This window comes from Streptomyces daghestanicus (assembly GCF_020521275.1).
Taxonomy (GTDB): domain Bacteria; phylum Actinomycetota; class Actinomycetes; order Streptomycetales; family Streptomycetaceae; genus Streptomyces; species Streptomyces griseoviridis.
Genome location: NZ_BNDX01000007.1, coordinates 59,246 through 85,344, shown reverse-complemented (window position 1 = coordinate 85,344; position 26,099 = coordinate 59,246). Strand labels below are relative to the sequence as shown.

20 protein-coding genes and 1 pseudogene are annotated in these 26,099 nt (G+C 75.5%); 8 read left to right on the top strand and 13 right to left on the bottom strand.

What is annotated here, in order from left to right; translation table 11 throughout:
* Positions 1 to 264: 264 nt before the first annotated feature.
* The 12 genes and pseudogenes from Sdagh_RS07720 to argG all read right to left on the bottom strand — a co-directional run bounded on the left by Sdagh_RS07720 (position 265) and on the right by argG (position 17,574).
* Positions 265 to 4,830: an FtsK/SpoIIIE domain-containing protein gene (locus Sdagh_RS07720; protein ID WP_190076834.1), complete on the bottom strand. Its 4,566-nt coding sequence runs from the start codon at positions 4,828 to 4,830 to the stop codon at positions 265 to 267.
* A complete protein-coding gene (locus Sdagh_RS07715; RefSeq protein ID WP_226534825.1) occupies positions 4,827 to 5,978 on the bottom strand; it encodes a hypothetical protein in 1,152 nt (383 codons plus the stop codon). Before Sdagh_RS07715 ends, Sdagh_RS07720 begins: the two co-directional genes overlap by 4 nt.
* Before the next feature lie 13 nt (positions 5,979 to 5,991).
* Complete coding sequence (locus Sdagh_RS07710; RefSeq protein WP_189419434.1) at positions 5,992 to 6,507, bottom strand: sigma-70 family RNA polymerase sigma factor; 516 nt, start codon at positions 6,505 to 6,507, stop codon at positions 5,992 to 5,994.
* Positions 6,508 to 6,657: 150 nt separating this feature from the next.
* A complete protein-coding gene (locus tag Sdagh_RS07705; RefSeq protein ID WP_190076835.1) occupies positions 6,658 to 10,173 on the bottom strand; it encodes a substrate-binding domain-containing protein in 3,516 nt (1,171 codons plus the stop codon).
* Between the two features lie 179 nt (positions 10,174 to 10,352).
* The gene (locus tag Sdagh_RS07700; RefSeq protein WP_189419436.1) at positions 10,353 to 11,315 is read right to left on the bottom strand and encodes a pectate lyase family protein; all 963 of its coding nucleotides are present in this window, start codon (positions 11,313 to 11,315) and stop codon (positions 10,353 to 10,355) included.
* Between the two features lie 209 nt (positions 11,316 to 11,524).
* On the bottom strand, positions 11,525 to 11,749 hold the full coding sequence (locus Sdagh_RS36890) for a hypothetical protein (RefSeq protein WP_226534950.1): 225 nt from the start codon (positions 11,747 to 11,749) through the stop codon (positions 11,525 to 11,527).
* 35 nt (positions 11,750 to 11,784) lie between these two features.
* Positions 11,785 to 12,048, bottom strand: a pseudogene (locus tag Sdagh_RS36885) (esterase/lipase family protein); the annotation flags it as partial.
* A 333-nt stretch (positions 12,049 to 12,381) separates the two neighbouring features.
* Entirely contained in the window at positions 12,382 to 13,233 is an 852-nt protein-coding gene (locus tag Sdagh_RS07685; RefSeq protein ID WP_190076836.1) for an NAD(P)-dependent oxidoreductase, read from the bottom strand.
* 3 nt (positions 13,234 to 13,236) lie between these two features.
* Positions 13,237 to 13,884, bottom strand: coding sequence for an HAD family hydrolase (locus tag Sdagh_RS07680; RefSeq protein WP_189419439.1), 648 nt, complete (start codon positions 13,882 to 13,884; stop codon positions 13,237 to 13,239).
* Between the two features lie 128 nt (positions 13,885 to 14,012).
* A complete protein-coding gene (locus Sdagh_RS07675; RefSeq protein ID WP_189419442.1) occupies positions 14,013 to 14,930 on the bottom strand; it encodes a UbiA prenyltransferase family protein in 918 nt (305 codons plus the stop codon).
* Positions 14,927 to 15,850: a class I SAM-dependent methyltransferase gene (locus Sdagh_RS07670; protein ID WP_190076837.1), complete on the bottom strand. Its 924-nt coding sequence runs from the start codon at positions 15,848 to 15,850 to the stop codon at positions 14,927 to 14,929. Before Sdagh_RS07670 ends, Sdagh_RS07675 begins: the two co-directional genes overlap by 4 nt.
* 278 nt (positions 15,851 to 16,128) lie before the next feature.
* Positions 16,129 to 17,574 carry an argininosuccinate synthase gene (gene argG, locus Sdagh_RS07665; RefSeq protein ID WP_189419446.1) on the bottom strand — a complete coding sequence of 482 codons (1,446 nt, stop codon included), beginning with the start codon at positions 17,572 to 17,574 and terminating at the stop codon, positions 16,129 to 16,131.
* Between the two features lie 104 nt (positions 17,575 to 17,678).
* On the opposite strand from argG, the gene Sdagh_RS07660 reads away from it, so the two are divergent.
* From Sdagh_RS07660 to Sdagh_RS07625, 8 genes are all read left to right on the top strand, one after another.
* A complete protein-coding gene (locus tag Sdagh_RS07660; RefSeq protein ID WP_190076838.1) occupies positions 17,679 to 18,113 on the top strand; it encodes a glutaredoxin domain-containing protein in 435 nt (144 codons plus the stop codon).
* Between the two features lie 474 nt (positions 18,114 to 18,587).
* On the top strand, positions 18,588 to 18,821 hold the full coding sequence (locus Sdagh_RS07655; RefSeq protein ID WP_189419448.1) for a hypothetical protein: 234 nt from the start codon (positions 18,588 to 18,590) through the stop codon (positions 18,819 to 18,821).
* Entirely contained in the window at positions 18,818 to 19,711 is an 894-nt protein-coding gene (locus Sdagh_RS07650; protein ID WP_189419450.1) for an XRE family transcriptional regulator, read from the top strand. Before Sdagh_RS07655 ends, Sdagh_RS07650 begins: the two co-directional genes overlap by 4 nt.
* 10 nt (positions 19,712 to 19,721) lie before the next feature.
* Positions 19,722 to 20,795, top strand: coding sequence for a hypothetical protein (locus Sdagh_RS36435; protein WP_189419453.1), 1,074 nt, complete (start codon positions 19,722 to 19,724; stop codon positions 20,793 to 20,795).
* A gap of 339 nt (positions 20,796 to 21,134) precedes the next feature.
* Positions 21,135 to 22,142 carry a dihydroxyacetone kinase subunit DhaK gene (locus Sdagh_RS07640; RefSeq protein ID WP_189419455.1) on the top strand — a complete coding sequence of 336 codons (1,008 nt, stop codon included), beginning with the start codon at positions 21,135 to 21,137 and terminating at the stop codon, positions 22,140 to 22,142.
* Positions 22,139 to 22,783 carry a DAK2 domain-containing protein gene (locus tag Sdagh_RS07635; protein ID WP_189419457.1) on the top strand — a complete coding sequence of 215 codons (645 nt, stop codon included), beginning with the start codon at positions 22,139 to 22,141 and terminating at the stop codon, positions 22,781 to 22,783. Before Sdagh_RS07640 ends, Sdagh_RS07635 begins: the two co-directional genes overlap by 4 nt.
* Before the next feature lie 127 nt (positions 22,784 to 22,910).
* Positions 22,911 to 23,405 (top strand): DUF4396 domain-containing protein, encoded by a 495-nt coding sequence (locus Sdagh_RS07630; RefSeq protein ID WP_189419459.1) that lies wholly within the window; start codon positions 22,911 to 22,913, stop codon positions 23,403 to 23,405.
* A gap of 267 nt (positions 23,406 to 23,672) precedes the next feature.
* Positions 23,673 to 24,356, top strand: coding sequence for a helix-turn-helix transcriptional regulator (locus Sdagh_RS07625; RefSeq protein ID WP_189419461.1), 684 nt, complete (start codon positions 23,673 to 23,675; stop codon positions 24,354 to 24,356).
* 50 nt (positions 24,357 to 24,406) lie between these two features.
* On the opposite strand, the gene Sdagh_RS07620 is transcribed toward Sdagh_RS07625, so the two are convergent.
* Positions 24,407 to 26,026: a COG1470 family protein gene (locus tag Sdagh_RS07620; protein ID WP_189419463.1), complete on the bottom strand. Its 1,620-nt coding sequence runs from the start codon at positions 26,024 to 26,026 to the stop codon at positions 24,407 to 24,409.
* Positions 26,027 to 26,099: the final 73 nt, after the last annotated feature.

Below are 26,099 nucleotides of genomic sequence, written 5' to 3'. Positions count from 1 at the left end.
CCCCCCCGCGCGGTATCCACGGCAGAGCCCCGCCGCCCGGCCGGACCGGACGACGGGGCTCGCGCACACCCGCGCGGGCAAGGGCCTGTCGTTCGGATCACGCCGGTGAGCGGGGCCTGGTGCGCGCACCTGCCGCGTTGTCGTCACTCGCCGGCGCTCCGCGTCGACTCCCTCCTCCGCCTTGCCTCCGCACGCACCAGGCCCCGCTCACCGGCGCGAGGAAGGCGCAGCCGATTCCCCGCGACCTGATCCGAACGACAGGCCCTACCCGCCGAGCACCGTCAGCGGCACCTGCACGGTGATCGCCGTTCCCGACTCGCCCGCCGTCCAGCCCCGGCCCGTCACCAGCGGCGTCCGCACCTGTTCCGCGGAGATCCGCACCCCGATCAGGTCCCCCTCGCCGATGCTCTTCGGACCCAGCAGCACCCCGCGCCGCGACCGCCGCGCCATCCCGACCCAGCCGAGCGAGCTCATCGACTCCGCCAGCCCCGCCAGCAGCAGCCCCTGGCCGTGGTCCCGGCCCGAGGACGCCACCTGCCGCAGCACCTTGTCCGCCCGGCAGTTCAACAGCAGATCGGCGTCGTCGACCACCACGACCACCGGCCGGCCCGCCACCTCCTCCAACGCCCGTGACACCGCCTCGGCCGACGGGTCCGGATCACTGATCACCCGCGCCAGGTCGTGCGCCGCGAGCTGTCGCAGCTGCGAGTCGCGGGGCGTGAGCACCACCAGCGCGGTCCCGCCGAGCAACAGCGACACGCACATCGAGGCCAGCGTCGTACTGCGGCCCGTGCGCGGCGGACCGGCCACCACGAACGAGCCGCCGCTCGCCGCGAAGTCGAAGCCGATCGGCTCGCCCGCGTCACCGCCCACCCCCAGCAGCGCCCACAGCGGACGCCGCCGCTCGGCCGGCACCAGGTCCATCGCCTCCTGGAAGCCGATCATCCCCGGCAGTTCCTCGATCCGGAACGGACGCCGGCCCGGCGCCACGGACGCGTCCCGCGCGGTGGTGCGCCGGCCGATCTCCCGTACCGCGTCCGCCTGGTCGGCGCCCTCCTCCGCGGGCAGCAGCGCGATCTGCGCCTCGATCCGCTCCGGTGCCAGCCAGCCCCGCCCCGGCGGAATGTGCGCGGGCACCTTGTGCCGGGTCAGCCCCGCGATGTTGTAGTCGCTCGGATCGGCCTGCTTCAGCAGCAGCCGGCGGTCGTTGTGCGCCGCCAGACGGCCGCCCAGCAGGACCCGCTCGGAGGTGGCGATGACATGGATGCCCGCCGCCGCGCCCTCCCGCAGCAGCCGGACCACCTCGGAGTAGACCCGGCCGCCGTCGTAGTCGTCGAGCAGCGCGCCGAGCGCGTCCCAGCCGTCGATGAGCAGCAGCAGCCGGGCCGGCCTGCGGTCCTTCGACAGCTTGGTCCGCAGATCGGCGAGGTCGGCACAGCCGTGCTGCGCGATCAACCGCTGACGGGACGTCAGCTCGCCGTTGAGGCGGGCGATCAGCCGCTCCAGCCGCTCGGTGTCGTGCCGGGACACCACCGCGCCGCAGTGCGGCAGCGACTCCAGCACACCCAGCCCGCCTCCGGCGGCGTCGATGCCGTAGACGTGCAGATCGGCGCTGGAGATCGCGAGCGCGGCGGATCCCGCCACCGTCCGCAGCACCTGGGTACGCCCCGACCGCGGCGAGCCGATCACGTACAGGTGTCCGAAGGAGGCGAAGTCGATGGTGCCGAGCCGCTGCTGCTGGAGCTGGGGGATGTCCAGCAGGGCGTACGGCACCGGCGGCAGCGCGCCCGGCGGGGCGGGCGGCACCGGCGGCAGGTCCTCCGCGCGGACCCGTTCCGCCAGCGGCTCCAGCCAGGGGCTGGGCTGCGGGGTGAAGTCCGGCAGGCTCCCGGCGGCCCGGCCGATCGTCTCCACCAGCGCGCGCAGGTCGGTCAGCGGCTCCTCACCGGAGAGCGGCTCCGGCTCCTCGTCCTCGGCCTCGGGCAGATCAGCGGGCCGGCCCAGCCGGCTCCAGGTCAGCTCCATGCCGCGCACCGGCCGCGCGGACGCGGGCCCGGCGGCCGGCGCCTCCCCCCGCTCGGCCCCCACCCACGCCGTCTGGAACGGCGTCGGCGCGTCCGACCCGCGCCGGATCAGCGCCCGCCCGGGACTGGACGGCGAGATGCTCACCGCGTCCGGGGCGTTGATGATGTCCTGGCTCTCCGCCCGGTCCGTCACCCGCAGCGCGATCCGCAGATTGGTGTTGGCGCGGATCTCGTTGCTCACCGAACCGCCCGGCCGCTGGGTGGCCAGGACCAGGTGCAGGCCGAGCGAACGCCCCCGCTGCGCCAGGCTGATCAGCCCCGGCACGAAGTCCGGCAGCTCCCGCACCAGTGTGGCGAACTCGTCGATGACCAGCACCAGACGCGGCAGCGGCGCCAGCCGCGGATCCCGGACCCGCTTGGCCCGGTACTCGGCATGGTCCTTCGCCTCCACCTCGGCCAGCACCCGCTCCCGGCGCTTCAGCTCGGCGTCCAGCGAGGCCAGCGCCCGCTCCACCAGATGGCCGTCCAGGTCGGTGATCATCCCGAGGGTGTGCGGCAGATCGGCGCACTCCCGGAACGCGCTGCCGCCCTTGTAGTCGACCAGCACGAAGGTCAGCTCGTCGGGCCGGTTCGCGGCGGCCAGCGACGCGATCATCGTCTGCAGCAGCTCCGACTTGCCGGACCCCGTCGTCCCGCCGATCAGCCCGTGCGGCCCGTCCCGCACCAGGTCGAGGCGGAGCGGCCCCTCGTACCCCGCGCCCAGCACGAACGCCGTGGACGCCGGGCGGCGTGCCCACGCCGCGACCAGCGCCGCCGCGTCCGGCGGTTCCTGCCCGAGCAGCGGCAGCAGCCGCACGTCGGAGGGCAGCCCCGAGTCGCTGTCCACGGTCACGTCCCGCACCGGCGCCAGCGCCCGCGCCACCTCCTCGCACCAGCCGGCCTCCACCAGATCGGCCCGTACGTCCGCCACCTCGGGCACCCCCGAGGTGCGCACGGTCAGCCGGTTGCCCTCGGCGAGCACCACCGCCGTGCACTCCTCCGGCAGCAGCCGCTCCCGCTCGTCCACGCACAGGCCGAACACCCGCACCCCGGGCCCCTGGGTGAGGACCTGCACCATCCCCGGTACGTCCCGCAGCCGCCGCGCCCCGTCCAGGACGACCAGCACGTCCGGTTCGCGCAGCAGGGTCTGGCCGAGCGCCGAGGTGCCCCGGGCGGTGACCCGGGCCTGGATGTCGGCGACCAGCTCGTTGACCCGGTGCGCGGTGCTCTCCGGGTCGTTGCCGATGGCGACCGGGCCGCCGGGCCGGCCGGTCGCCAGGTGCGGCAGCCAGCGCACCCAGTCCCACGCCCCGGCGTGCTCCTCACCGGTCAGGACGACGATCCTGAGGTCACGCGGACTGTGCAGCACCGCCGCCTGCGCCACCGCCCAGCAGGCCAGCGCCCGCGGGGCGCCGCCCGGCCCGGCGATCCCCGCGACACCCAGGTCGGTCATCTCCAGGCCGTAGGGCACGTCCGCGAGCCGCCAGTGCACCTGGCGGTGGTTGTTCTCCCGGGCGTGGTCGTCGATCCGTTTCAGCGACGGCCGGGTCACCGTGCCCAGCCGCACCGTCAGATGGTCGGGATCGCGCCGCCGGCGCTGCCACAGCAGACTGCCCGGCCCGGTCGCGGTGAGCAGCACCGTCGCCGGATCGGGAAAGGTGACGCCCCGCAGCTCCCGCTCGTCGAGGGTGGCCTCGCGCACCTCCCGCTCCAGCGCCGCCCGCCGCAGCCGGTACAGCCGGAGCGCCTCCTCCTGCTGCTTGCGGCCCGAGCGGCGGCCGGTCAGCCAGTTGCCGATCGCCATCATCGGGGTGAAGAAGATGAAGACGACGAAGTAGAACGTCCGGAACAGGCTCATCATGACCAGGCCCATGACGAGCGGGGTCATCATCATGATGAACGGGAACGGCCGGTTCTTCCTTTCGCCGGGCGGCCCCTGCATCCGGATCGACTCGGTGTCCAGGTGCGGGGCGATCCGCGGCGGCCGGTTGTACTCCACGGCGAACCCGTCGGCGGAGGTGTTGACCGCCGCGTCCGCCTCGAACGGGTCGGCCAGCCGCAGCAGATGGTCGCCCAGCGCGAGGTCGGCGTACCACGGCCACTCCTCGGACCCGTCGTCCGGCGCCGGCCGCTCACCGGCCGGCGGCAGCGGCGGCCGGGCGGGCAGCCCGTCGGGGCCGGGCGGCGCGGGCTCCGGGGTGTGGCCGCCGGGGCCGCCGTCCACCGGACCGGCCGGTTCCTCGGTGGTGAGCGGGGTGCCGGTCTCCGGGTCCACCGGCGGGGGCGGCGTGAGACTGCGCAGGCCGTTGCGGTCCGGGTCGGCGCCCGGGGGCAGCCGGAAGGCGACCGTCCCGTCCACGGACACGGTCACCCACACCCCGCGCTCCGGGGCGCCGCCGCCCTCCAGGCGCAGCGCGCAGCCCCGGTCGGTGCCGATCTCGTGGCTGCCCGGCCCCAGTCGCCAGCTGCGGCCCGCGCCCGGCCCGCCCGCGTGCCGGACCTCCACCAGGACCGGGTCGCCGGCCGGGGGCTGCCAGGCCCGGCTCGCGGACCGCTCGGGCACGGGCGTACCGAGCCCGACGACCGCCCCGGCGCGGATGCCGGCGGCACCGACCCCGAGGTCGGGGTTGACCGGCCGCTCACCGAGGTAGAGGTGGCGCGAGCCGAGCGCGGCACCGAGTTCGGCGACGGTGGCGCCCTCGGGCAGGTCCAGCAGGTGGTCCGTGCGCCGGGCGGCGGCGTCGACGGTGGTGAGGGTCAGTTTCACGTGGCGGTCCGTTCCGTGGCCGGGGCCGGCTCCGAGCGGCGGGGGAGGGAAGGGGCGGCGGACGCGGCCGGCGCGCCGGCGACACCGGCCGGCTCCGGCACCGGACGCGCCCGCTCCGCGGCGGCCGTCTCCTCCTCCGTCTCGACCAGGTCGGAGTCCTCGACCAGATCGGCGGCGGCGGACCGCGCGGACGGGGCGGGCGGCAGCACCGGCGGCAGCGCGTCCAGGGCGCGGGCCACGGCCCGGCCCAGCGCGTCGCAGCGGGGCAGCAGCGGCGTACCGGTGACGGCGACCCGGCCGTACCGGTCGGTGAGCAGCCGGCGGGTGTAACCGCGGGCCTCGCCCAGCACCAGCACCCGCAGCACCGGGTCCTCACCCGGCGGCTCGGCCAGTTCCGGCGGCAGCGGGTCGGGCAGCCCGGTCGCCACCAGCACCGGCGTCACCCCGAACCGGCGCGGGGTGTCCCGGGCGGTCCGGTACGCGGTCCGCACCGGCGGACCCGGATGGTCGCGGTGCACCCCCTCGGCGACGGTGACATGACCCCGCGGCAGCCGCACGTCCAACTGGGCGGACAGCGCCTGGAGCAGCGCCCGCGACGCCCGGTCGTCGCCGTCCACGCACAGCACCGGCGGCCCCGCCGCCAGGTCGAGGAAGACACACATCGGCTCCCCCGCGTGCTGCTGCGCGCCGAGCGCCACCACCACGGGCCGCGTCCCGCCCGGGCGCACGGTGACCGTCGGCAGCCCGGCCCGGCCGGCCGTCCACGGGCCGGGCGCGTCAGGACCGGCCAGCAGCACCGCGACCGAACCCGCCCCGACCAGCACCGCGTACGGCCGTCCGCCCGCCCCGTCGGCCGCCGCCAGGGCGCGCTCCGCGTCCCGCCAGGTGGCCGGGTCCCGCAGCCGCCGGGTGAGCAGCCGCAGCGTCCGCCGGTGCGCCCGCCAGGAGCGCACCGGCGCGGCGAACGCGGCCGCCGTCAGCGCGAACTCCCGCCGCAGCCGCGCCGCCCACGCCCCCCAGCCGCCCCACCGCATCGCCCACAGCCGCAGCAGTACGAAGACCAGCACCACCAGGCCCACGACGCCGAGCCAGCGGAAGACGGCGTCACTGTGCTGGCGGAACCAGACGAAAGGATCGGTGTTCCTCATCGCTCCCCGTCCCTCACGCGGCCGGAATCTCGCGCCGCATGGCCTCCAGCGCATAGTGGTTGCGCGACTTCACGGTCCCCTGCGGCACGCCGATGACGCGGGCCGCCTCCGCCCGGCTGCGGTCGTGCAGATGGATCTGGCACAGCACCTCGCGGTGCTCCGGCGACAGCCGGTCCAGGGCCTGGCGGACCAGCTGACGCTCCACCACCGTGTCGGCCAGATCGGTCGTGGTACGGGGATGGTGGGGCAGGTCCTCCGGGAGGATGCCCACGGGTATCGCGCGATCGCGCCGCCGGGCGTCGATGGCGAGGTTGCGGGCCACCCGGTACAGCCATGCCTGGAGCCGCTGATCGCCGTGCCGGTCGAGATCGTCGCCGGTCAGCCAGGCCCGCAGCATGGTCTCCTGGACGATGTCCTCCGCCCGGTGGGAGTCACCGGACGCGTACCGGTGCACATAGCGCAACAGCCGTGCGCGATGACGTTCCGCGGCGGGGGAGGCGGCACGGGCATCCACTGGAACATGGCGCATGTTCTGCTCCAAGACGCACTCGGGTGTGACGGTGGGGGACGGTGAAGCGTTGTGCGTCACACGTTAGGCACGTCTTATCACTTACGGATCAGTCACTTTTCTCGAATACGCCGCGAAAAGGGCAGAGTCACCTCAGAGAAAGCTCAGAACTTAATATTCCGTGGTCTCCGAGCGGCCTGACGGCGAAACACCCTCGCCGCGCAGGCCCCCTGACACCGCGTCGGCGCCGGCCCCCGCCCGGTAGGACTGCGGCGCGATCCCCGTCATCCTGCGGAAGACCCGCGTGAAGTGCGAGCGGTCGCGGAACCCCACCGCGCGCGCCACGCTCTGCACACTGTCCTCGCTCGTCCGCAGCCGCTCGGCCGCCCGCCGCACCCGCAGCCGGGTCAGGTACTCCCACATCGTCAGGCCGTAGCGCCGCTGGAACAGCCGGCCGAGATGGTCCTCGCTGACCCCGGCGGCCTGCGCGACCTGCCAGCGCGAGACGGGCCGGCGGTAGTGCTCGTAGAGGTAGACCAGCGCCTCGTCCAGCACGGCCCGCACCCGCGGCGGCACCCCGCCGTCCCCGCGGTCCAGCTCCCGCACCAGCGCCGCCGCCTCGTGCGGCGCGAACACCTCCAGATCCAGCAGGAGCAGCGCCGGATGCGGCCGGGCCCGCCGCGCGTCCGCCGCCGTGAACCCCTCGTGACCGGCGACCACCGCGGGACACGGCGCCCGGCCGGTCCCGCTGTGCAGCCGCTCCACCACGTCCAGACCGTCCAGATCGGCCAGCGAGGACTCCAGCACCACCAGCCGGGGCGTCTCCTCCGCGACCAGCGCGAGCACGGTCGCCGCGTCCGCCACCACCCGCGTGGGCCGCCCGGGCAGCGCCGCCTCGGCGATCCGCCGCAGCTCCTCCCGGGACTCCTGCGACCGGCCCGCCACCACCACCGGCTCGGCCAGCCCGCTCGGCCGCAGTGCCCGCAGCGCGTCCCCCAGATCGGTGCCGTACGCGCCGAACAGCACGAACGGAGTGTGCCGCAGGGCGGGATGGTCGTGCAGCCGCTGCACCAGCCGCCACTCCTTGGCACGGTCCGGCGCCGCCTCCCACACCACCGCCCCCGGCCGGCCCTCCCGCGACGACGGTACGACGTCGTGGTCCCCGTCGGCGGGGCAGACCCGCACCGGATGCCGCTCGGCCGACCGCCGTACGTCCTCGGCGGGCCCGCCCGCCGCGACCACCAGCAGCGGTCCGGCGCCGGGCGGCGGCCGGTGCGCCTGCCCGTCCGGCGACGGCAGCGGCAGCTCCAGGACGTACCCGCCGTCGTCCGGCCGCAGCGCCCCGCCGTGCATCATGGCCAGCCGCCGCGCCATGGCCAGCCCCACGTCGAACCCGGGCCGCTCACCGGCCGGGCCGGTCCCGGCACCCGGCACGGCGACGACCACCCGCACCCCGGACGGCGACCAGTCCGCGGACACCTCCACCGCGGCGCCCCGGGCCCGGTCCGCGGCGGCCGTCAGGACCCCGGCGAGGATCTGCCGCACCCGCGCCGGATCGGCCGGCACCGACGGCAGCCGGTCCGGCAGCGCCACCGACCAGCGCACCCCCGCAGCGCCCAGCCGGCCGGCCGCGGCCTCGGCACAGGCCTCCCGCAGCAGCGGCAGCGGATCGACCAGCCGCCGGGTCAGCACCAGGTCCCCGGCCTCGGACCGCGCGAGGTCCAGCAGGTCCCCGCCGAGCTGCAACAGCCGTACGGCGTCCCGCCGCACCCGCGCCAAGGCCGCCGCCGGGTCGTCGCCGTCCCGCGCGAGCAGCGCCCGCAGCGGACCCCGCAGCTCGGCGACGACATGCGTCAGCAGCCGGGTCTGGAACCGGTGCGCCTGCTCCGCCGCGTCCCGCGCCCGGCGCACCTCGTCGAAGAGCCCGATGCCCTTCAGCGCGGCGCTGATCTGATCGCCCAGCTCCCGGTAGAGCGCCCCGTCCTGATCGGCCCCGGCCCCGCCGGCGCTCGCGTCGAACACCGCGAGCCCCAGCTGCTGTTCGCCGATGTGCAGCGGCTCCAGCACCAGCCGGGAGCGCCGGCCGCCGGGCAGCAGGGCGTCCGGCAGCAGCAGCGCGGCCGAGAACGGCGGACTGTCCAGCATCCCGCCGTGCCCGAGCCGCCCCGCCTCGGCCCGGGTGAGCAGGGGCCGCGCCGTCCCGCGCACCGGCGCCGCCCCGTCCTGCCCGTACAGCACGATCCGGCAGGCCGGCACGCCCGGCCGGGCGAGGTGCCGTTCCAGGACGTCCGACAGCCCGTCGAGGTCGACCACCGTCGTCAGCGCGGTGCCGAACTCCCGCAGCCGCCGCGCCCGCTGGCCCTGTGTCCAGCGCCCGTACTCGAGCAGCGCCCGGGACCGCTCCGCGACCAGCAGCCGGGCCCGCCCGAACAGCGCCTCCGCGGGTCCGCGCAGCTCCACCGGCAGGGTGTCGACGACACCGAGCCGTACCCGCTCCAGCGCCTGGTGCCAGCGCTCCGCCTCGGCCGGACCCCGGACCCGTCCGCGCAGCAGCCGCTCCACCAGCGGCAGGAAACCCGCCCCGTCCTCCTCGCCCTCCCCGTCGTCCGCCCGCGCCGCCCCCGCCGGCCGTGGCGGGCCGGGCGACAGGTCGGCGTGGAAGGCCTCCCCGAGCCGGGCCGCCGCGCCCGGCACCAGCGCCTCCAGCGCCGCCCAGCCCCGGGGTTCCTCGGCCGGGCCGGCCGCCGCCCGGGGCCGCACCGCGTACCGGGGCGCCGGGTAGCGGCACCCGCAGGAGCGGCGCGGTACGAGGGTGGCCGGGATCGTCGTACGGTCCGGTGGCCGGGAGCCCCGCAGCCGGGCCACCAGCGTGTCGACGGCCAGCGCGCCCAGTTCCGCGAAGGGCAGCGCCACCGAGGTCAGCGGCGGATCGCCCAGCCGGGCCTCCGGCGAGTCGTTGAAACCGACCACGGCCACGTCCTGCGGCACCCGCACCCCGCGCTCCGCGAGCAGCCGCAGCGCGTCCGCCGCCAGGACGTCGCTGCCCGCGAGCACCGCGTCGAAGTCCACCCCCGGCTTCAGTCCCCGCGCGTCCAGCAGCACCCGCATCGCCGAGGCCCCGCCCCCGGCGTCGAAGTCCACCGCGGCGCACACATGGGTGCTCTCCAGTCCGATCCCGTGGTGGCGCAGCGCGTCCACGTAGGCGCGGTACCGCTCCTCGGAGACCGGGTTGGCGACCGGACCGCGGATGCACGCGGGGCGCCGGCAGCCGTGCCGGGCGACGAGATGACCGACCAGGGTGCGCATGCCCGCGTGGCTGTCCACGGAGAGCACGTCCGCCTGGTCGCCGAGCGGCTGGTTGAGGCTGACCACCGGCAGGTGCGCCAGCCGCCGCAGCAGGCTCCTGGCCCGCGCCCCCGAGGACGGCAGCCCGATCGCCGAACTCCAGCAGACGACCCCGTCCAGCCGGGCCGGGCCGACCAGTTCGTACAGCGCGCCGCGGGGCGCGCCACCGCGCAGCTCGCCGCCGGGGAAGCAGACCAGACCGACCTCGTTGCGGTCGGCGGCGGCGCGGACACCGGACCACAGGGTCGCGCCGACACCGAGATGGATGTTGGCGGTCAGCAGCCCGATGGTGAGCGGCCGGCGCGGGCCGCCGTCCGCCCTGTCGTGCGGGTCAGCGGCCATCGGCGCTCCCCTCGGTCGGCCCCGGGCTGCGGGGCGGGCTGGAGAACCTAGACGAGGCGGCCGTACCCGGCAAGACACGGGACCGGACAGGACGCGAGGGGCCGGGGGGACGCCGGACGGGACCGGTGGCGCGGGCGGCCACCGGTCCCGTCCGGGCGCGCGGGGCGCCTGAGGGAGGGTCAGATCTTGCCGACTCCCGCCCCGGCGGTCACCGTCGCCTTCACGGACGACGCCGACTGCGCGGTGTAGCTGTACGGGATGGACGCCACGCTGCCACCGGTCTGGCCCGTCCCGGAGCCGACGAAGTAGTTGTTCCTCGCCACCAGCGACCCCTCGTCGGAGGAGCCCTCACCGAGGTGGTACGGGTCCTCGGTGTTCTCGAAGTAGTTGCCCTCCACCAGGACACCGGCGTTCTCGGTGGAGGCGACACCGTAGGAGCCGATGTCGCTGAAGTAGTTGTTCAGCACGTGCACCGGGTTGCCGAAGCGGACCCGCGGGTTGCGCTGGTTGGTGCCGTCGAACCAGTTGTTGACGTAGGTCACCTTCAGCTTGCCGGTGTCCTCCGAGGCGTTGTCGTCGGAGTGGCCCAGCAGCATGTTCTTGTCCTGGTCGTGGGTGCGGTTCCAGGACACGGTGATGTTGGTGGAGGCCCGCTTGATGTCCACCGCGCCGTCGTAGGCGTCGGAGATGTCGTTGTGGTCGATCCAGACGTTGGTCGAGTACTGCACGTTGATCGCGTCGTCGTTCGACCCGGTGAACGTCAGGTTCTGGATGATGACGTTGTTCGCGTTGGCGACGTTGAGGCCGCTCCCGGTGATCTTCCCGGAGGTGCCGACGCCGACGATGGTCTTGTTCGACGCCACCTTCGTCATCGAGGACAGCGCGATCGTGCCGTTGACCCGCACGGTCTGGGCGCTGCCGCTCTGCACGGCGCTGATGAAGGCGGAGGCGGTGGAGACGGTGACCGTGCCGCCGCCGGCCCCGCCGGTGGTGGCGGCGCCGAAACCGACCGGACCCGCAGCGGCCGCCGCGAGCGGCTCGGCGGGGGCGGAACCGCTCGCCGTGCCGGTGGCGGTGACGGCCATGACGACAGCCGTCGCCGTCGCCGCGGCCAGGGTGAACCGTGCGCTCGTCCTGCGCATGTGGAACTCCGTCCGTGGGGGATTTCTTCGGGGAGGGGACGTGCTGTGGGGGTGCACCACCGAAGCCTCTTGGCCGGCTCTTGCCGAGGCTCACTGCGAGCGTAGGGAGCCGGGTGTGGACTATGACGCGCCCTGTGTGGACTATCGCGTTCCGCGGGGGGACGGCGGCGGCCGGTCCCGGCTCCGCGGGGGAACCGGGGCCGGGCGGGTCAGGAGCCGATGAAGTCCGTGGTCCCGCCCAGGACGACCGCGTCGGCCAGGTACCCGATGCGGGTCTGGCAGAGCACGTCGTTGTCGGTCGCCCCGCTCAGCCGGGTGCTGGTGTACGGGACGATGATGCCGTCGCACGCCGGGTACCAGGTGGCGTACGCGGTGCTGCCGGGCGTCTCGTCCCCCGACGTGATCTGCGCTGTGAACGACGACCCCGGGTACATCTGCTGACAGGTGGGCAGCTCAGGCAGGCCCCGTCGTACGTCGTGCCGTGGTTGGCGCCGGCGACCGAGGCGAGGTGGCTGACGCTGCTGTGCCCGCCGAGCACCTTCAGGTAGTACTGGCTGACCAGCCCGCCCATCGAGTGGTGGACGATGGCGACCTTGCTCGCCCCGGTGCGGGCCTTCACGGTGTCGACGCAGGAGGCCAGGCCCTGGGCGTTGGTGACGTTGTCGCCGTACGAGTCGTACGCGTAGGCGAACAGGTGGGAGCCGGACCGGCCGTTGAGGCGGAAGACGCTCATGGCGGTGACCCAGTCGGAGGCGTTGCCGGCGCGGCCGTGCACGAAGACGACCTGGATGCTGGTCGACAGCGGCCGGGCGGCGGCCTCGGCGGACCGGGCGGCGGCCGGCGGCGGGGTCGGCCGTGCCGGCCGCCGAGGCCGAGGAGGACAGGGTGAACGCGGCGGTGGCGGTCACCAGGAGGCCGGGGAGACGGCGGGGAGAGCGACGACGCATGGACCCTCCTGACGGGGATGCGGGTGCCTGACCCGGCCCAGCGTCGTGGCGCGACGGCGCGGTGCCATCGGCACGATCACCGGTGAGCGCGGTGCCGTACGCCCCTCTCCGTGCGGCGTCTACTCCGGTGCGGGGCGGGCCTGCCGGTCCAGCGCCTCGGCCAGGGTGAGACCGGCGTCGTCCTTGCTGTCGTGCCAGCGCTCCAGCGTCGTCGCCGCCGCGCGCAGCAGTTCGGGCGGCAGCCCCGCCGCTTCGAGGGTGTCGGCGATCTCGTCCATCTCCGGACCCCACCGCCAGGCACGCGCCGCGGCCGAGGGCACGTGCTCCGCGTCGGCCAGGTACGTGTCCGAGCGGCTCCGCGCGACGTCGAGCAGCTCCCCGTCGACGCCGTGCTCCCGGGCCAGCGCGTGGGAGAGGCCGACCAGGACCCGGCTGACCTTCTGGAAACCGGCGTAGGCGAGCTTCAGCGACGACGCCTGCCCGATCCGCGGCCCCAGCACCCGCGCCTGTACGGCGGTGCCGTCGAAGAGCCGGGCCACCTCCTCGGCCTGGAGCCGCGGACCCGACAGGTACAGGAAGGGGGTGCTGCCACCGACCGGCGGGGCGCCGATCACCCCGCCGTCCACGACGGTCGCCGGCGGGCCGAACAGCCCCGCGATCCGCTCGGCGCGCTGCGGGCTGACCGCGTTCGCCTCGACGTAGACACCGGCGAAACCGTGTCCGGCGACGGACCGGGCCACGTCCTCGGCGGCGGCGGGCGGACACAGGCTGATCAGGACGTCGGCCCGGCCGGTCAGCTCCCGCAGGGTCGGTACGGCCGTCAGGCCGGACCGCTCGGCCCGGCGCGCGCTGGCCGGACCGCGTCCCTCCGCGCACCACAGCACGGCGGCGGCGCGGTCCGCCGCGCAGGCGGCGACGGCGGCGCCCATGCTGCCGGGGTGGAGGATGCCTACGACGGGCCGCTGGGACATGGGCTACTCCGGTGAGTGGGCGAGCAGATGGGCGACGGCCTCGGGGACGTCGTCGACGCTGTGGTGCGGCGCGTGCAGCCCCTCCGGCCACGGGCGGCCCCGCACCCAGATGGCGGTCAGGCCGGCCGCCGTGCCGCCGGCGATGTCGGTCTCCGGGTTGTCGCCGGTCATCCAGTCCCCGGCGGACAGCTGGGTGCCGCAGCGGGCCGCCGCCAGCTCGAACAGCCGCGCGTCCGGTTTGCGGACGTCGATGTCGCCGGAGGCGGCGATGCCGTCGATCAGGTCGGCGAGCCCGGTGGCCCGCACCTTGGCGCGCTGGATGTCACTGGCCCCGTTGGTGGCCACGCCGATGCTCCAGCCGGCCTCCTTGAGCCGGGCCAGGCTCTCCAGGACCTCGGGGCGGCAGCTGACGGCGGCCGCCATCCGGTCGACGTAGACCCGCCACAGGTGGCCGGGGTCCTCGGCGACGCCGAAACGGGCCCGCAGCCGGACGAAGTCGTCGCGGTCGGCGGTGTCGGCCAGTTCGGTCCGCAGCCACTCCTCGATGTCGGGCCCGTAGGCGTGGTCGTGGACGAGGTCGGATATGGCGTCCGTGACCGCGGCACGGCGGTCGACCAGGGTGCCGTCCAGGTCGAAGAGGGCGAGGCGCATGGGGACGACCTTAACCGCAGCCCCGCGCTGCTCGTCCGGACGCCGGTGGCGCGGTGCGGTGGCCCCGCGCGTCCCGGCCGGCCGTCCGGACGGTCCCGGTCCACGTGGCACCGGGGCCGGCCGGGCGGTCAGCCACCGGTGGCGAGGCCCGCGGCGAACGCGGCCAGCACCCCCACGGGCTGGAGCGAGGCCCGGTTGAACACCGCCAGGGCGACCGGCGGCCGGGGCCGGCGCAGCAGGGCCAGCGCCGGACCGACCGAGGTCACCGCGGCGACCAGCAGCGTGCCGGCCAGCCCCACCGTGCCGAAGGAACGCAGTGCCACCCAGGCCAGGGCACAGCTCGCCGCGCCGGCCAGGAGCAGGAAACCGCAGGCGACGGCGGCGGCGGTCCGGGGACCGTGGACGACGGGCAGGGTCCGCACCCCGAGGTGGCGGTCCTCGTCGAGGTCGGCGAGGTCGTTGGGGATGTTGCGCCCGCCGATCTCCCACGCCGCCATCCACACCAGGAGCAGGCCGAGCCGCGGGGCGTCGACGGCGGTGGACACCGTGAACCAGCCGACGGCGGCGCCGACCGCGACCATCACGCCGCTGACCAGGAACTTGACCGAGGTCACGGTGGCCAGCCGGCAGTAGAGGACCTGGAGGCAGGCGGCCACGGCGAACAGGGCGACGCACACCCACCCGAGCAGCGCGGTGATGACCAGCGCGACCAGGCCCAGGGTGGCGATGTAGGTGAGGGCGGCCCGCCGGGAGACCCTGCCCAGGGCGAGGGGGTGCCGTCCGCCGACGCCGTCGAGGTCGGCGCCCTCGTAGGGCCGTACATGGGCGAACCGCCGCCGGTCCAGGTCGACGTCGAGGACGTCGTTGACGGCGAACGCCGCGAAGAAGCCCGCGAACGCGGCGACGGTGGCCGCCGCCAGCCGGACCGGCGGGGGGTGGTCGGCGGCGAGGAGCGCGGCGGTCAGCGGCTGGGCGACGCTCAGGGACGCCTGGGTGCCACGGGAGAGCGCGAAGAACGCCTTGACCGGTGCGGCGGCGAGGCTCATGGGAGAAGTCCAGGGGAGGGGGGCGGGGGAGGAGTGCCGTCGGCGGTGCACCTGTCGCGAGTGTCGCCGTCCGCGTCCCGCCGGTCGTGCGGGCCGTCGTCGGCGGTCTGCCGGTCGTGCGGGCAGCCGGTGGCGGTCTGCCGGTCGTGCGGGCCGGCATCGGCCGACCGCCGGCCGTGGGCGCCGTCGTCGGCCGTCCGCCGGCCGTCGGCGTCCCGGGTGGCCACCGCCACCAGATACCCGGGCGGGACGAAACGCGTGCGCACCGTCACGGCCGCCGCACCGGCACCGGCCAGGGCGTGCAGCGCCGGCGCGCCGTAGAGCCTGCGCAGACTGATCAGCCCGTCGTGGACGTGCGGTCGGCCGCCGGTCAGCCAGAGCAGCGGCGCGACCGCGAGGTAGGCGGGATGCCGCCAGCCGTCGATGATCAGCAGCTGCCGCGCGACGCGGGTGCCCTCGCCCAGCAGCGCCACGACGCCCGGCGGGGACAGATGGTGCAGGGACATGGTCAGCACGGCGACGTCGAAGGCGCCGTCCGGGGCGTCGATCGCCGTCGCGTCCAGCACCACGGGCGTCACCCGGGGGTGCGCGCCCAGCGGACCGCGCCGCAGTGCCCCGACCACGCCGGGGTCGACGTCGCTCACGGTGACCCGGGCGGTGGGGTGCCGGTCGACGAGGCGCCGCGCGAGCCCGCCCAGTCCCGCCCCGAGTTCGAGGATCTCCGGCGTGGCGACCCCGCGGACCTGCTGGAGGGTCAGCCGGCAGAAGGAGCGGTAGCCGAGCGTCAGACGCTGGAAACGGTCCAGCCCGCGCAGCACCCGCCGCCCCTCGTCCGGGGTGTCGGGCCGGTCGAGGTATTCCATGCGGCTGGTCTCGAACCAGCGGTCCCAGCGGGGCGCGTCAGGGCCGCCGCGAGGCATTTCGGCGATCATCGGACTCCGGGTGAGGTGCGGACCGGGCCGCGGCCGTCGGTCACGGCGCGCGGCGTTCGCCGTCGACAACGACCGGCCCCCGCCTCCGGTAGCGGGCACGACGGGATCGCCCCGCCCTCTCCCGAAAGTCCCCTCTCCCGGAGTCCCCGCTGCCGGCACCGCCGCCGCACGACGACCGGCCCGCCGCCGCACGACGACCGGCCCGCCGCCGCACGACGACCGGCCCGGCGCCGAGGGCGCCGGGCCGGTCGGTCGTCCGCGCGGGATCAGTCGGTGCCGGACTCCATCGCGGCACGGTCCAGCATCTCGTCCTCGGCCGAGACCTCGCCACGCGAGGCGATGGCCTCGGCGCCGCCCTCCGGCATGGTGCCGATCAGACCGGTCGCGGCGGCCTGGGCCGCGCCGATGGCCGGGCTGGCCGTACCGATCAGACCGATGCCCGCGTACTGCTCCAGCTTGGCGCGGGAGTCGGCGATGTCCAGGTTGCGCATGGTGAGCTGGCCGATCCGGTCCACCGGGCCGAACGCCGAGTCCTCGGTACGCTCCATGGACAGCTTGTCCGGGTGGTAGCTGAACGCCGGGCCCGTGGTGTCGAGGATCGAGTAGTCCTCACCGCGCCGCAGCCGCAGGGTGACCTCGCCGGTGACGGCCGCGCCGACCCAGCGCTGGAGCGACTCGCGCACCATCAGCGCCTGCGGGTCCAGCCAGCGGCCCTCGTACATCAGCCGGCCGAGGCGCCGTCCCTCGGTGTGGTAGTGGGCGAGGGTGTCCTCGTTGTGGATGGCGTTGACCAGCCGCTCGTAGGCCGCGTGCAGCAGCGCCATGCCCGGTGCCTCGTAGATGCCGCGGCTCTTGGCCTCGATGATCCGGTTCTCGATCTGGTCCGACATGCCCAGGCCGTGCCGCCCGCCGATGGCGTTGGCCTCCATCACCAGGTCGACGGCGGAGGCGAACTCCTTGCCGTTGACCGTCACCGGGCGGCCCTGCTCGAAGCCGATCGTCACGTCCTCGGTGGCGATCTCGACCTCGGGGTCCCAGAACCGCACGCCCATGATCGGCTCGACGGTCTCCACCCCGGTGTCGAGGTGCTCCAGGGTCTTCGCCTCGTGGGTGGCGCCCCAGATGTTGGCGTCGGTGGAGTACGCCTTCTCCGTGCTGTCCCGGTAGGGCAGGCCGTGGGCCTGGAGCCACTCCGACATCTCCTTGCGGCCGCCCAGCTCGGTCACGAAGTCCGCGTCCAGCCAGGGCTTGTAGATCCGCAGGTTGGGGTTGGCGAGCAGACCGTAGCGGTAGAACCGCTCGATGTCGTTGCCCTTGAAGGTCGACCCGTCGCCCCAGATCTGGACGTCGTCCTCCAGCATCGCCCGCACCAGCAGCGTGCCCGTGACGGCCCGGCCGAGCGGCGTGGTGTTGAAGTACGCCCGCCCGCCCGAGCGGATGTGGAACGCCCCGCACGCGAGCGCGGCCAGGCCCTCCTCGACGAGCGCCGCCCGGCAGTCGACCAGACGCGCGACCTCGGCGCCGTAGCTCTTGGCCCGGCCCGGCACCGAGGCGATGTCGGGCTCGTCGTACTGGCCGATGTCGGCGGTGTAGGTGCACGGGACGGCGCCCTTGTCACGCATCCAGGCGACCGCGACCGAGGTGTCGAGTCCGCCGGAGAAGGCGATGCCGACGCGCTCGCCGGTGGGAAGGGAAGTGAGGACCTTGGACATGGATAAAGTATGCAGGACAATGTATGAACATGCAAAGTCGCGCTGTTCGCGGCCGTGAGCCCCGGAGCACCGGCTTCGACGGTCCGCGGACAGCCCGCGTCCTCATGATGCGTCCCTGGGCCCTGCCGGTGTCCCTGGTGCTGTGCGGCGCGGCCGTCGCGGCGTCCCCGTTCCGCGCGGGGGAGCCCGTACCGGGGGCGGCCGTCCTGCTGGCGTTCCTGCCGCTCGCCGCGGTCGCGTCCCCGCTGGTCCTCCCGCGGTCGTCCGGCCTGGCGCAGGCCCGGCGCCGCAGCGCGGCCGACGGCCGGCCGATCGTCTTCTGGCGGCCCGGCTGCGTGTACTGCCTGCGGCTGCGCGCCCGGCTGGGCCGTGACGCGCGCCGGCCGCACCGGGTGGACATCTGGCGCGACCCGGAGGGCGCCGCCGCGGTACGGGAGGCCGATGGCGGCGACGAGACGGTGCCGACGGTCCTGGCGGACGGCAGGGCCCGCACCGACCCCGGCCCCGCGTGGGTGCGGGCGCTCTCGCCTCGCGCCTGACCGCCGGGCGCCGCCTACCGCCGCCGCGCACTGCCTCTGGGTACCGCTGCCGCGCACTGCTTCCGTCCGGCGCGGCGGACGGCCGGACGGACGGAAGCAGGCCGGTCCCCTTCGGTCGTTCCTCAGCACAAGGGGGCCGTGCGGCCTTCCAGACCGGAAGGTGTGACGCCGGGGGAGGCGCCCGCCCTCCATGGTGCGCCATCCCGCCCGCGCCGCGACGAGAAGTACGGCCCGGCCACCGAAAGTGTTCATTCCGCCCGAACCACCGCGTCCGGCGGGCGACTTGAGGTATCGGGGCCGGTGGAAGGGACGGTTCCGGAGTCCGTCACCGGTCCATTGTTCCGCAAGGGCGTGACCACGTTGAGCGTGACGGGTCCGGCGCACCATGCTGTCATGCACTCCCTCGGGGCGCCTCAGCACCGCCCCCGGAGCGCATTCCCTCCAGACCCCTCTTCACCTCCCAGGGAAGGTGCGATGAGAAGCAGGCAGGTGATGACCGTGGCCGTCCTGGCGGCGGTCCTCGCGTGGAGCACGGTGATGACCGTGCTGGGGCAACTCGCGGCCGTAGGCGCCCTGTTGCCCTCGCTCGGACTCCTGATCCAGCAGATCGTCTCGGCGTTCGGCACGCCCGGGACCCGGCCCGGCACGCCGGCCACCGCGCCGGCGACGGCGACCGTGCCGGCCGGCAGTGAGGAGCCGACACGGTGAAGCCGTCCCAGACACCGGACCGGTCCGAGGGCGACCCTCCCGGACGCCGGGGCCGCCCGCCGGAGCCGATCTGCGAGACGGCCGGCGCCGCCCACCGGAGCTGGCTGGAGCCGGTCCGCAGCCGTCTCGAGGCCAGCGGCCTCACCCTCGACGACCTCGTGAGCCGCTCCGGTTACTCCAAGACCCGGCTCTCCGAACTCCTGCGGGGCAAGGGCTACTACCCGGGCTGGGAGATCACCTACAGCGTGGTCCGGGCCCTGGACATCCCCGTCGGCCCGCTGCGCCGGCTGTGGACGGCGGCGGCGGTGGAGGCCAGGAAGGACACCGCCTGGATCAGGAGCCGGATCCTCGACGTCCAGCCGCCCGGCCCGGAGCACCAGCCCGTCGCGCACCTGGGGCTGACCCAGGCCATGTGGCGGCCCTACACCGCCTACGCGCAGGCGTTCCTCCAGACCGAACGCCGCGCCCGGCAGGTGGTCGCCGAGACCTTCGACATCCTCTGGCTCACCTGGGACGAGGCCACCGGCAGCCCCGACACCCCCCGCCACGCCTGGCAGCTGCTGCGCTCCCGGGTGCTCGCCCGCGCCCCCCGGCGCCCCGACGGGCGCCCCGACCTGCGGGCGGCGGCGTTCTCCACCGCCGTCCTCGCCGACCTCCCCGACCTCGCCGACCGCCTGGCCCGCGTCGACGTCCTCGCGCGCTTCTTCGACGCCATCGCGGGGCTGCCGCCGGACCAGATGGACGTCATCGTCCTGCGCTACCTGTGCGCCACCGACCCGGACGCCGTACCGGGTGTCGTCGGCCTGTCCCCGGCCGTCACCCACACCCTGGACCACCACGCCCGAGGGGCACTGGACCGGCTCCGCCCCGACTTCGACACCCAGGAGTGATCCCCCCGCCATGAGCACCGTCGACGACCTCCTCGCCCAGTCGCTGCTGCTGCACCGGCCCCAGGTCCCGTCCGACACCGTCCCCCACGACGACCTGGCCTACGCCGGCCTCGGCCTCGACGACCTGCCGCCCGGGGACGGCCACGGCACCGCCGCCGACGACGACGCCGCACAGAGCCTCGCCGCCCTGTGCGAGACGGTCGTCGCCCGCTGCACCCCCGACCAGCTCGCCGACTTCCTCACCGACCAGGTCCCCCAGCCGCGCGCCGCGTGGATCCTGGGCTGCGTCCTGCAGCTCGCCGGTGCCGAGGACGGCGCCCGGTTCTGGTGGCAGTACGCCGCCGGCGCCGACGACGCCCCCGCCTCCTACTGCCTGCACCTGCAGCACCTGGCCCGCGGCGACACCCACGCCGCCGCCCTGTGGGGCGCCCAGGCCGGCGCCCGGGCCGCGCAGGACCCCGGCGCGGGTCCGGGTGACGACGACACTCCCGCGTACCGCCTGGTCACCGCCGACACCAGCATCTCCACGGTGCTGCGGGTCCTCAGCGGGCTGAGCCACGCGGTACCGCGGCGGCACACCCCCGAGGCCCGGGCGGTCATCGAGTTCGTGGCCGCGGCCGTCGCCATCGGCTACGACCACCACCCCGACCTGGAGATCCCCATGCCGGGCACGGGCTTCGCCGAACAACTCCAGATCATCGTCGCGGCGGCGTCCGCCCTGCACGACCGCGCCCTCGCCGTACGGCCGGACACCGGCGGGACGCTGCCCAACCGGCCCCCGCTGAAGCGGGCCACCGGACCCGCCCCCGCCCGGGACCGGACCCGGGGACCCGACCGGCTGCTGGTGGAGGTCACCACCGCCGACCACGAACCCGCCTCCGCCCACGTCTTCTTCAAGGAGGCGGTGGCCGTCTGCTGGGAGGCGGCCACCACCGCCGGCAGCGCCGACGGACGCGGTACCCGCATGGCCTACTACCTCAACCGCTTCCGCACCCGGGCCGCCCGCGCCCTGTCGCCCACCGCCTCCGCCACCGGCGCGGGTGCCCCGGCGGGCGCGAGCGCGGGGCAGCACCCCCACGCCTGAGGACCACCGCGCGCGGCTCGACCGGTCCGTCCCCGGCCGCCAACTCCCCCCGCCACAAGGGCAGCTGACCGTCCCCGGCACGGTACGCGGGGTGCCGGCCCGCCGGGTACGGCACCCGGTTCCGCACGGCGGGGAACGGGACGGCCGGCCGCCGGAGGGCGCCAGGCCGGGGGAATCACCCGGTCACCGGCCCGGCGGGCGGGCAGGAGGACGGCGGCACCACCGGGACGGCCGCCCCGCACACCCACCCCGGCGGCACGACACGGCGGGCCCGGGTCGGGGCCGACACCGGACGGATGGGTACCGTGACCCAGCGCACCCCGAAAGGACCACCACGCCGTGAACCATCTCTTCCTGCCGGTCGACGCGCCCGTGGACGCCGCTCTGCGTGGCTTCGCGCTGGCCCACCCCGGCCTAGTGAGCCTCCACGAGGACCCCCTCTACGTCACCGCCCGCGACCGCCACCCCGGACGCCGCGTGGGCCTGCTGTCCGGAGGCGGCTCCGGACACGAGCCCCTGCACGCCGGATTCGTCGGACGCGGCATGCTGGACGCCGCCGTCCCGGGCCGGGTCTTCGCCTCCCCGCACAACCGCCAGGTCTACGAGGCATCCCGTGCCGTCGCCGGCGGGGACGGCGTCCTGCACGTCGTCAAGAACTACACCGGCGACCGCATCAACTTCGGCATCGCCGCCGAGCGCCTGCGCGCCGACGGCATCCCCGTGCGCCGCGTCCTGGTCGACGACGACCTGGCCACCGACGACGCCGAGACCGCCACCGGCCGCCGTGGCACCGGCGCCACCGTCGTCGTGGAGAAACTCCTCGGCGGCGCGGCCGACGCCGGCCTGGGCCTGGACGAACTGGCCGAGGCCGGCGCCGCGTTCGCGGCGGCCTCGCGCAGCATCGCGGTCGCCGCCCGCGCCCAGACCGCTCCGGGCCGGGGCGGCGAGGCGTTCGCGCTGGCCGACGGGGAGATCGAGTACGGCGTCGGCATCCACGGCGAGCGCGCCGCCCGCACCGTGCCCCGCCCGGACTTCGCCGACCTCGTCGACCGCATGACCCAGCAGGTCCTGGACGGCCTGCCCGACCCCGAGGACGCCGTCCTGCTGCTGGTCAACGGCCTCGGCGCGACCACCCTGCTGGAGCTGTACGCCATCCACGACCGGGTCCGCCACCAGCTCGACAAACGCGGTGTCCGCGTCGCCGGCCAGCTCGTCGGCACCTTCGTGCCCGCCCTCGACATGAGCGGTTTCTCGGTGACGGTGACCGCGCTCCGGGAGAACTGGCTCGACTGGTGGCACGCCCCCGCCCTGACCCCCGCCTTCCCCCTCTCGGAGACCGCCCGATGACCGTGACCGTCGACCAGGAAAAGGTCCTGCGTATCTACGCGGAGGCCGCCCGCACCGCCCACGACCGGCTGACCGCGCTCGACCAGCTCTCCGGCGACGGCGACTTCGGCGACAACCTGTGCGCCGGGCTCGACGGTGTCGAGGCCCGTCTCGACGAGGGCTTCGACCAGGTGCCCTTCACGGTCGCGGCCCAGGTCTTCCTGGACGAGGTCGGCGGCACCAGCGGTCCCCTGATGGGCCTGCTGTTCCAGGAGATGGGCCGGGCCCTGGCCGCGCACGGCGACGGCCCGGAGGGCTGGGCGGCCGGCGTGCGCGAGGGACTGGCCGCCATCCAGCGCGTCGGCGAGGCCGAGCCCGGTGACCGCACCCTGGTCGACGCGCTGGTCCCCGCCCGCGACGCCCTCGACGCGGGCTCGGGCTTCGCGGACACCGCCCGCGCCTCCCTCGCCGGGGCCCGGGCCACCGCGGACATCAAGGCCCGCCGGGGCCGCGCCTCCTACCTCGGTGAACGCGCCCTCGGCGCTCCCGACCCCGGCGCGATCGGCGTCGCCCTGCTCTTCTGGTCCCTGGCACGGGCCGCCGAACCGGACACCGACCTGGGACCCGTCACCGCCGTACTGGACGACCCGGCCGCCGGCTGAGCGGCCCGCGTCCCGGCCCCGGCGCGCGCCGGGGCCGGAACCGGCGGAATACCCCAGGGGGGTATACGGTTGGAGTGGGTAAGACCCTCTTGGTGAGCCACACCGGACGGAAACGGGGACGCCGCTCATGGACCACAGCACACACCAGCACCACTCCGGCACCGCACACCAGCACCGTCCCTCCGCCCCCGCCTCATGGGCCGCGGCGGCGAAGGCCACCCTGCACTGCCTGACCGGATGCGCCGTCGGCGAGATCCTCGGCATGGTCATCGGCACCGCCCTGGCCTGGGGCAACGTCTCCACGATGGTGCTCGCCATCGCCCTGGCCTTCGTGTTCGGCTACTCCTTCACCCTCCTCGGGGTGCGCCGCGCCGGCCTGGACCTGCGGACCGCCGTCAAGGTCGCCCTCGCCGCCGACACGGTCTCGATCGCCGTGATGGAACTGGTCGACAACGGCATCATCGCCCTGGTCCCCGGCGCCATGGACGCCCACCTGGCCGACCGGCTCTTCTGGACCTCGCTCCTGGGCGGCTTCGCCGTCGCCTTCCTGCTCACCACCCCGGTCAACAAGTGGATGATCAGCCGCGGCAAGGGGCACGCGGTCGCCCACACCTACCACTGACGTCACACGCCGCCCGTCACGCGTCGTACGCGCGACGGGCGGCCGCCCGGGGCCGGCGTACCGCAATGAGCACGACCGGGCAGTCCGGTGAGCTTCCGGATGAGCACTCCCCGGCGGCACTCTGGCCGCCGCGACGGCACGTCAGGGCAGGGCCGGGGGCACCGCGGTGACCCCCGTCCCGCACGCCCGCGCGCCGCCGGACACCACCGCCCCGGAACGCACCGGACGCGGCGGTGTCGACGTACCTGAGACGCCAGAGGAGTACCCGTGCACCTTTCCGACGCTGCCCACGCGTCCCCCGCGGCCGGCGGGACGGCCCGTCCCGACCGTTCGCGCATCCCGGTGACCGTCCACGCCCTGGACCCGGTCTCCCGGGCCGGCCTGCGCAGCCAGCTGCGCGAGCACCCGGTGCTCGACGTCACCGAGGTCCCCCCGCCGGGCTCCGGCGCGGTGGCGGTGCTGGTTGTCGAGACACTGGACGAGGTGGCGTACGCGAGGCTGCGCAAGGTGGTGCGCGGCGAGGGCGCCCGTTCCGTGCTGGTGGTGGGCACCCTGCGCGAGCACGAACTGCTCGACGTGGTGGAGTGCGGCGTCGGCGCCGTGGTGTGGCGTCACGAGGCGACGGCGGGCCGGCTGCTGCAGGCCGTTCTCGCGGCCTCCCGCGGCGACGGCCACCTGCCCGGCGACCTGCTGAGCCGGCTCATGGACCAGGCCGGCACCCTGCACCGCGGCGCCGCCGGCCGCCCCGACGCCGTGCCCGCCGGGCTCACCTCCCGCGAGGCCGACGTGCTGCGCCTGCTCGCCGAGGGGATGGAGACCCGCGAGGTCGCGGCGGAACTGGCGTACTCGGAACGCACCGTCAAGACCGTGCTGCAGGGCCTCACGATGCGACTGCACCTGCGCAACCGCACCCACGCGGTGGCCCACGCCCTGCGCGAGGGCCTGATCTGACGCCGGCCCGCCCGCCCGCCGTTCCCGCCCGCGCACCACCGCCTCCCGGGTCACCGCCCGACCGTCGCGGGCGGGAACTCCCCGGCGGTCACCTGGCCGGCCTCGTCCTGGTCCTTGACCCGGCCCGCGTGCAGGGCCGCGAAGAGCGCGGCGTCGGCCGTGCCGGTCGCCCGGAGCCCGAGGGCCCGCTGGCAGGAGGCGACGCGCTGGGCGAAACCGTCGTCGGCGGTGGCGCTCGCCCGGTCCGCCGCGCTCCTGAGGTAACCGATGTCCGCCCGGACACGGGCCTCCAGCGCCTTCACGTCGGCGGCGTCGTACTGCACGTTGTCCGCCCACAGCAGGACGCTGTCCAGCCAGACGACGTCGGGGTTCTCGTCTCCCGGCCGGACCGCGGAGGTGTCGGTGCCGAAGTGCGCCATCAGCAGCGCGGTCATCGTGGACCGGCCCAGGCTGCCCGCGCCGTCCGTGGCGGCCGTGACCCCGCCGTACCGGGCGTCACCGGCCTTCTGGAAGCAGGCGATCGCCGCCACGGTCGCCGCGTCCATGACGCCGTCGCGCACGGAGCCGGTGAGCCGGCACGGGTCCGAGGCGTTCGCGGTCTTCATCCGGACCTGGGCGAACTGGACGAACAGGTTGGGCCCGTCCCCGGCCCGGAACGGCAGCGGGCCACGGGCGGCCTCCCGCCCACCCGCCCCCGGCGCGGCGGCCGGGCCCCCGGACCCGCCCGACGACGCGCCGTTCGACCCGGCGCCCGGGTCCGGGCCCGCCGCGGCCCCGCCGCCCTCCCCCCGGCCGCCGTCCCCGGTGGTGCCCGGCACCTCGGCCGGGCCGGCCGACGGCGCCTTCGCACCGGCGGGACCGGGCGCGGACGGCTCGGGCGCGGGCGGCAGGCCGGCGGCGGCCTCGTCGGTCCGCTCCGTCGCCAGGGTGCGGACCTGCGGCTGGTACCCGATCCACAGCATGACGAAGGCGAGCGTGAGCGCCACGGTCACCCCGAGGCAGGCGGCGAGCCGGCGGGGCAGCAGGCCGAGCTGGACGAACACGCCGTCCACCGGGTGTGCCTCGGTACCGGCGCGGTGGACGTGCAGGGTGTAGGGCCGTTCCTCCTTCGCCCCGGACCAGATGATGTCGCGGGGCTTGAGCACCACCCGCACGAACGTGGCGCGGCCGGGTTCGATGCGCACGCCTGCGGGGCTCAGCTCGTGGTGGAGGCGGTCGCCGGTGTCGGAGCCGGTGAGCGACGCGGTCAGCGCGGTGTTGCCGAGGTTGTCGACGGCCAGCCGGGGCCGGCCGCGGAACCGGCCCCGGACGGTGGGCGGCACGAGCTCGGCCCGCAGCTCGGTGAAGGGCGTGACGGTGAGGGCGCCCTCGGCGACGGTCACCGCCCCCTGCCGCACGGCCGGGGTGATCCGTACCGCGTACGGGTGCGGACCCGCGGCCGCCTCCGGGCCGCGCGGCGGGGCGAAGGCCAGCGCCACGGTCCCGGTGGTCCCGGGATACAGCCGCAGCGCCGGCGGCTCCACCGTGGTCCACGGCGCGAGGTCGCCGACCGGTTCGAAACGGTACTCGTCGACGATGTCGCCGGTGTTGCGCAGCCGAAGCCGCACCGTCACGTCGGCGCCGGGGTCGACGGTGGCGGCAGCGGGTTCGAGAGAGGTCCAGAGGCTCACCGGGCGACAGTAGGAAAGGCACCGGCGGCCTGTCAGCGTCCGCGGGGGCGGGGCGCACCGCCCGTCCGTGCGG

Bases quoted from the DNA above. Each gene is read 5' to 3' on its own strand.
- Sdagh_RS07660 (WP_190076838.1), top strand. From the start codon at position 17,679: ATGATGCGTCCCTGGGCCCTGCCGGTGTCCCTGGTGCTGTGCGGCGCG.
- argG (WP_189419446.1), bottom strand. From the start codon at position 17,574: ATGTCCAAGGTCCTCACTTCCCTTCCCACCGGCGAGCGCGTCGGCATC.
- Sdagh_RS07630 (WP_189419459.1), top strand. From the start codon at position 22,911: ATGGACCACAGCACACACCAGCACCACTCCGGCACCGCACACCAGCAC.
- Sdagh_RS07700 (WP_189419436.1), bottom strand. From the start codon at position 11,315: ATGCGCAGGACGAGCGCACGGTTCACCCTGGCCGCGGCGACGGCGACG.
- Sdagh_RS36435 (WP_189419453.1), top strand. From the start codon at position 19,722: ATGAGCACCGTCGACGACCTCCTCGCCCAGTCGCTGCTGCTGCACCGG.
- Sdagh_RS07715 (WP_226534825.1), bottom strand. From the start codon at position 5,978: ATGAGGAACACCGATCCTTTCGTCTGGTTCCGCCAGCACAGTGACGCC.
- Sdagh_RS07680 (WP_189419439.1), bottom strand. From the start codon at position 13,884: ATGCGCCTCGCCCTCTTCGACCTGGACGGCACCCTGGTCGACCGCCGT.
- Sdagh_RS07655 (WP_189419448.1), top strand. From the start codon at position 18,588: ATGAGAAGCAGGCAGGTGATGACCGTGGCCGTCCTGGCGGCGGTCCTC.
- Sdagh_RS07675 (WP_189419442.1), bottom strand. From the start codon at position 14,930: ATGAGCCTCGCCGCCGCACCGGTCAAGGCGTTCTTCGCGCTCTCCCGT.
- Sdagh_RS36890 (WP_226534950.1), bottom strand. From the start codon at position 11,749: ATGTACCCGGGGTCGTCGTTCACAGCGCAGATCACGTCGGGGGACGAG.
- Sdagh_RS07685 (WP_190076836.1), bottom strand. From the start codon at position 13,233: ATGTCCCAGCGGCCCGTCGTAGGCATCCTCCACCCCGGCAGCATGGGC.
- Sdagh_RS07705 (WP_190076835.1), bottom strand. From the start codon at position 10,173: ATGGCCGCTGACCCGCACGACAGGGCGGACGGCGGCCCGCGCCGGCCG.
- Sdagh_RS07670 (WP_190076837.1), bottom strand. From the start codon at position 15,850: ATGCCTCGCGGCGGCCCTGACGCGCCCCGCTGGGACCGCTGGTTCGAG.
- Sdagh_RS07710 (WP_189419434.1), bottom strand. From the start codon at position 6,507: ATGCGCCATGTTCCAGTGGATGCCCGTGCCGCCTCCCCCGCCGCGGAA.
- Sdagh_RS07635 (WP_189419457.1), top strand. From the start codon at position 22,139: ATGACCGTGACCGTCGACCAGGAAAAGGTCCTGCGTATCTACGCGGAG.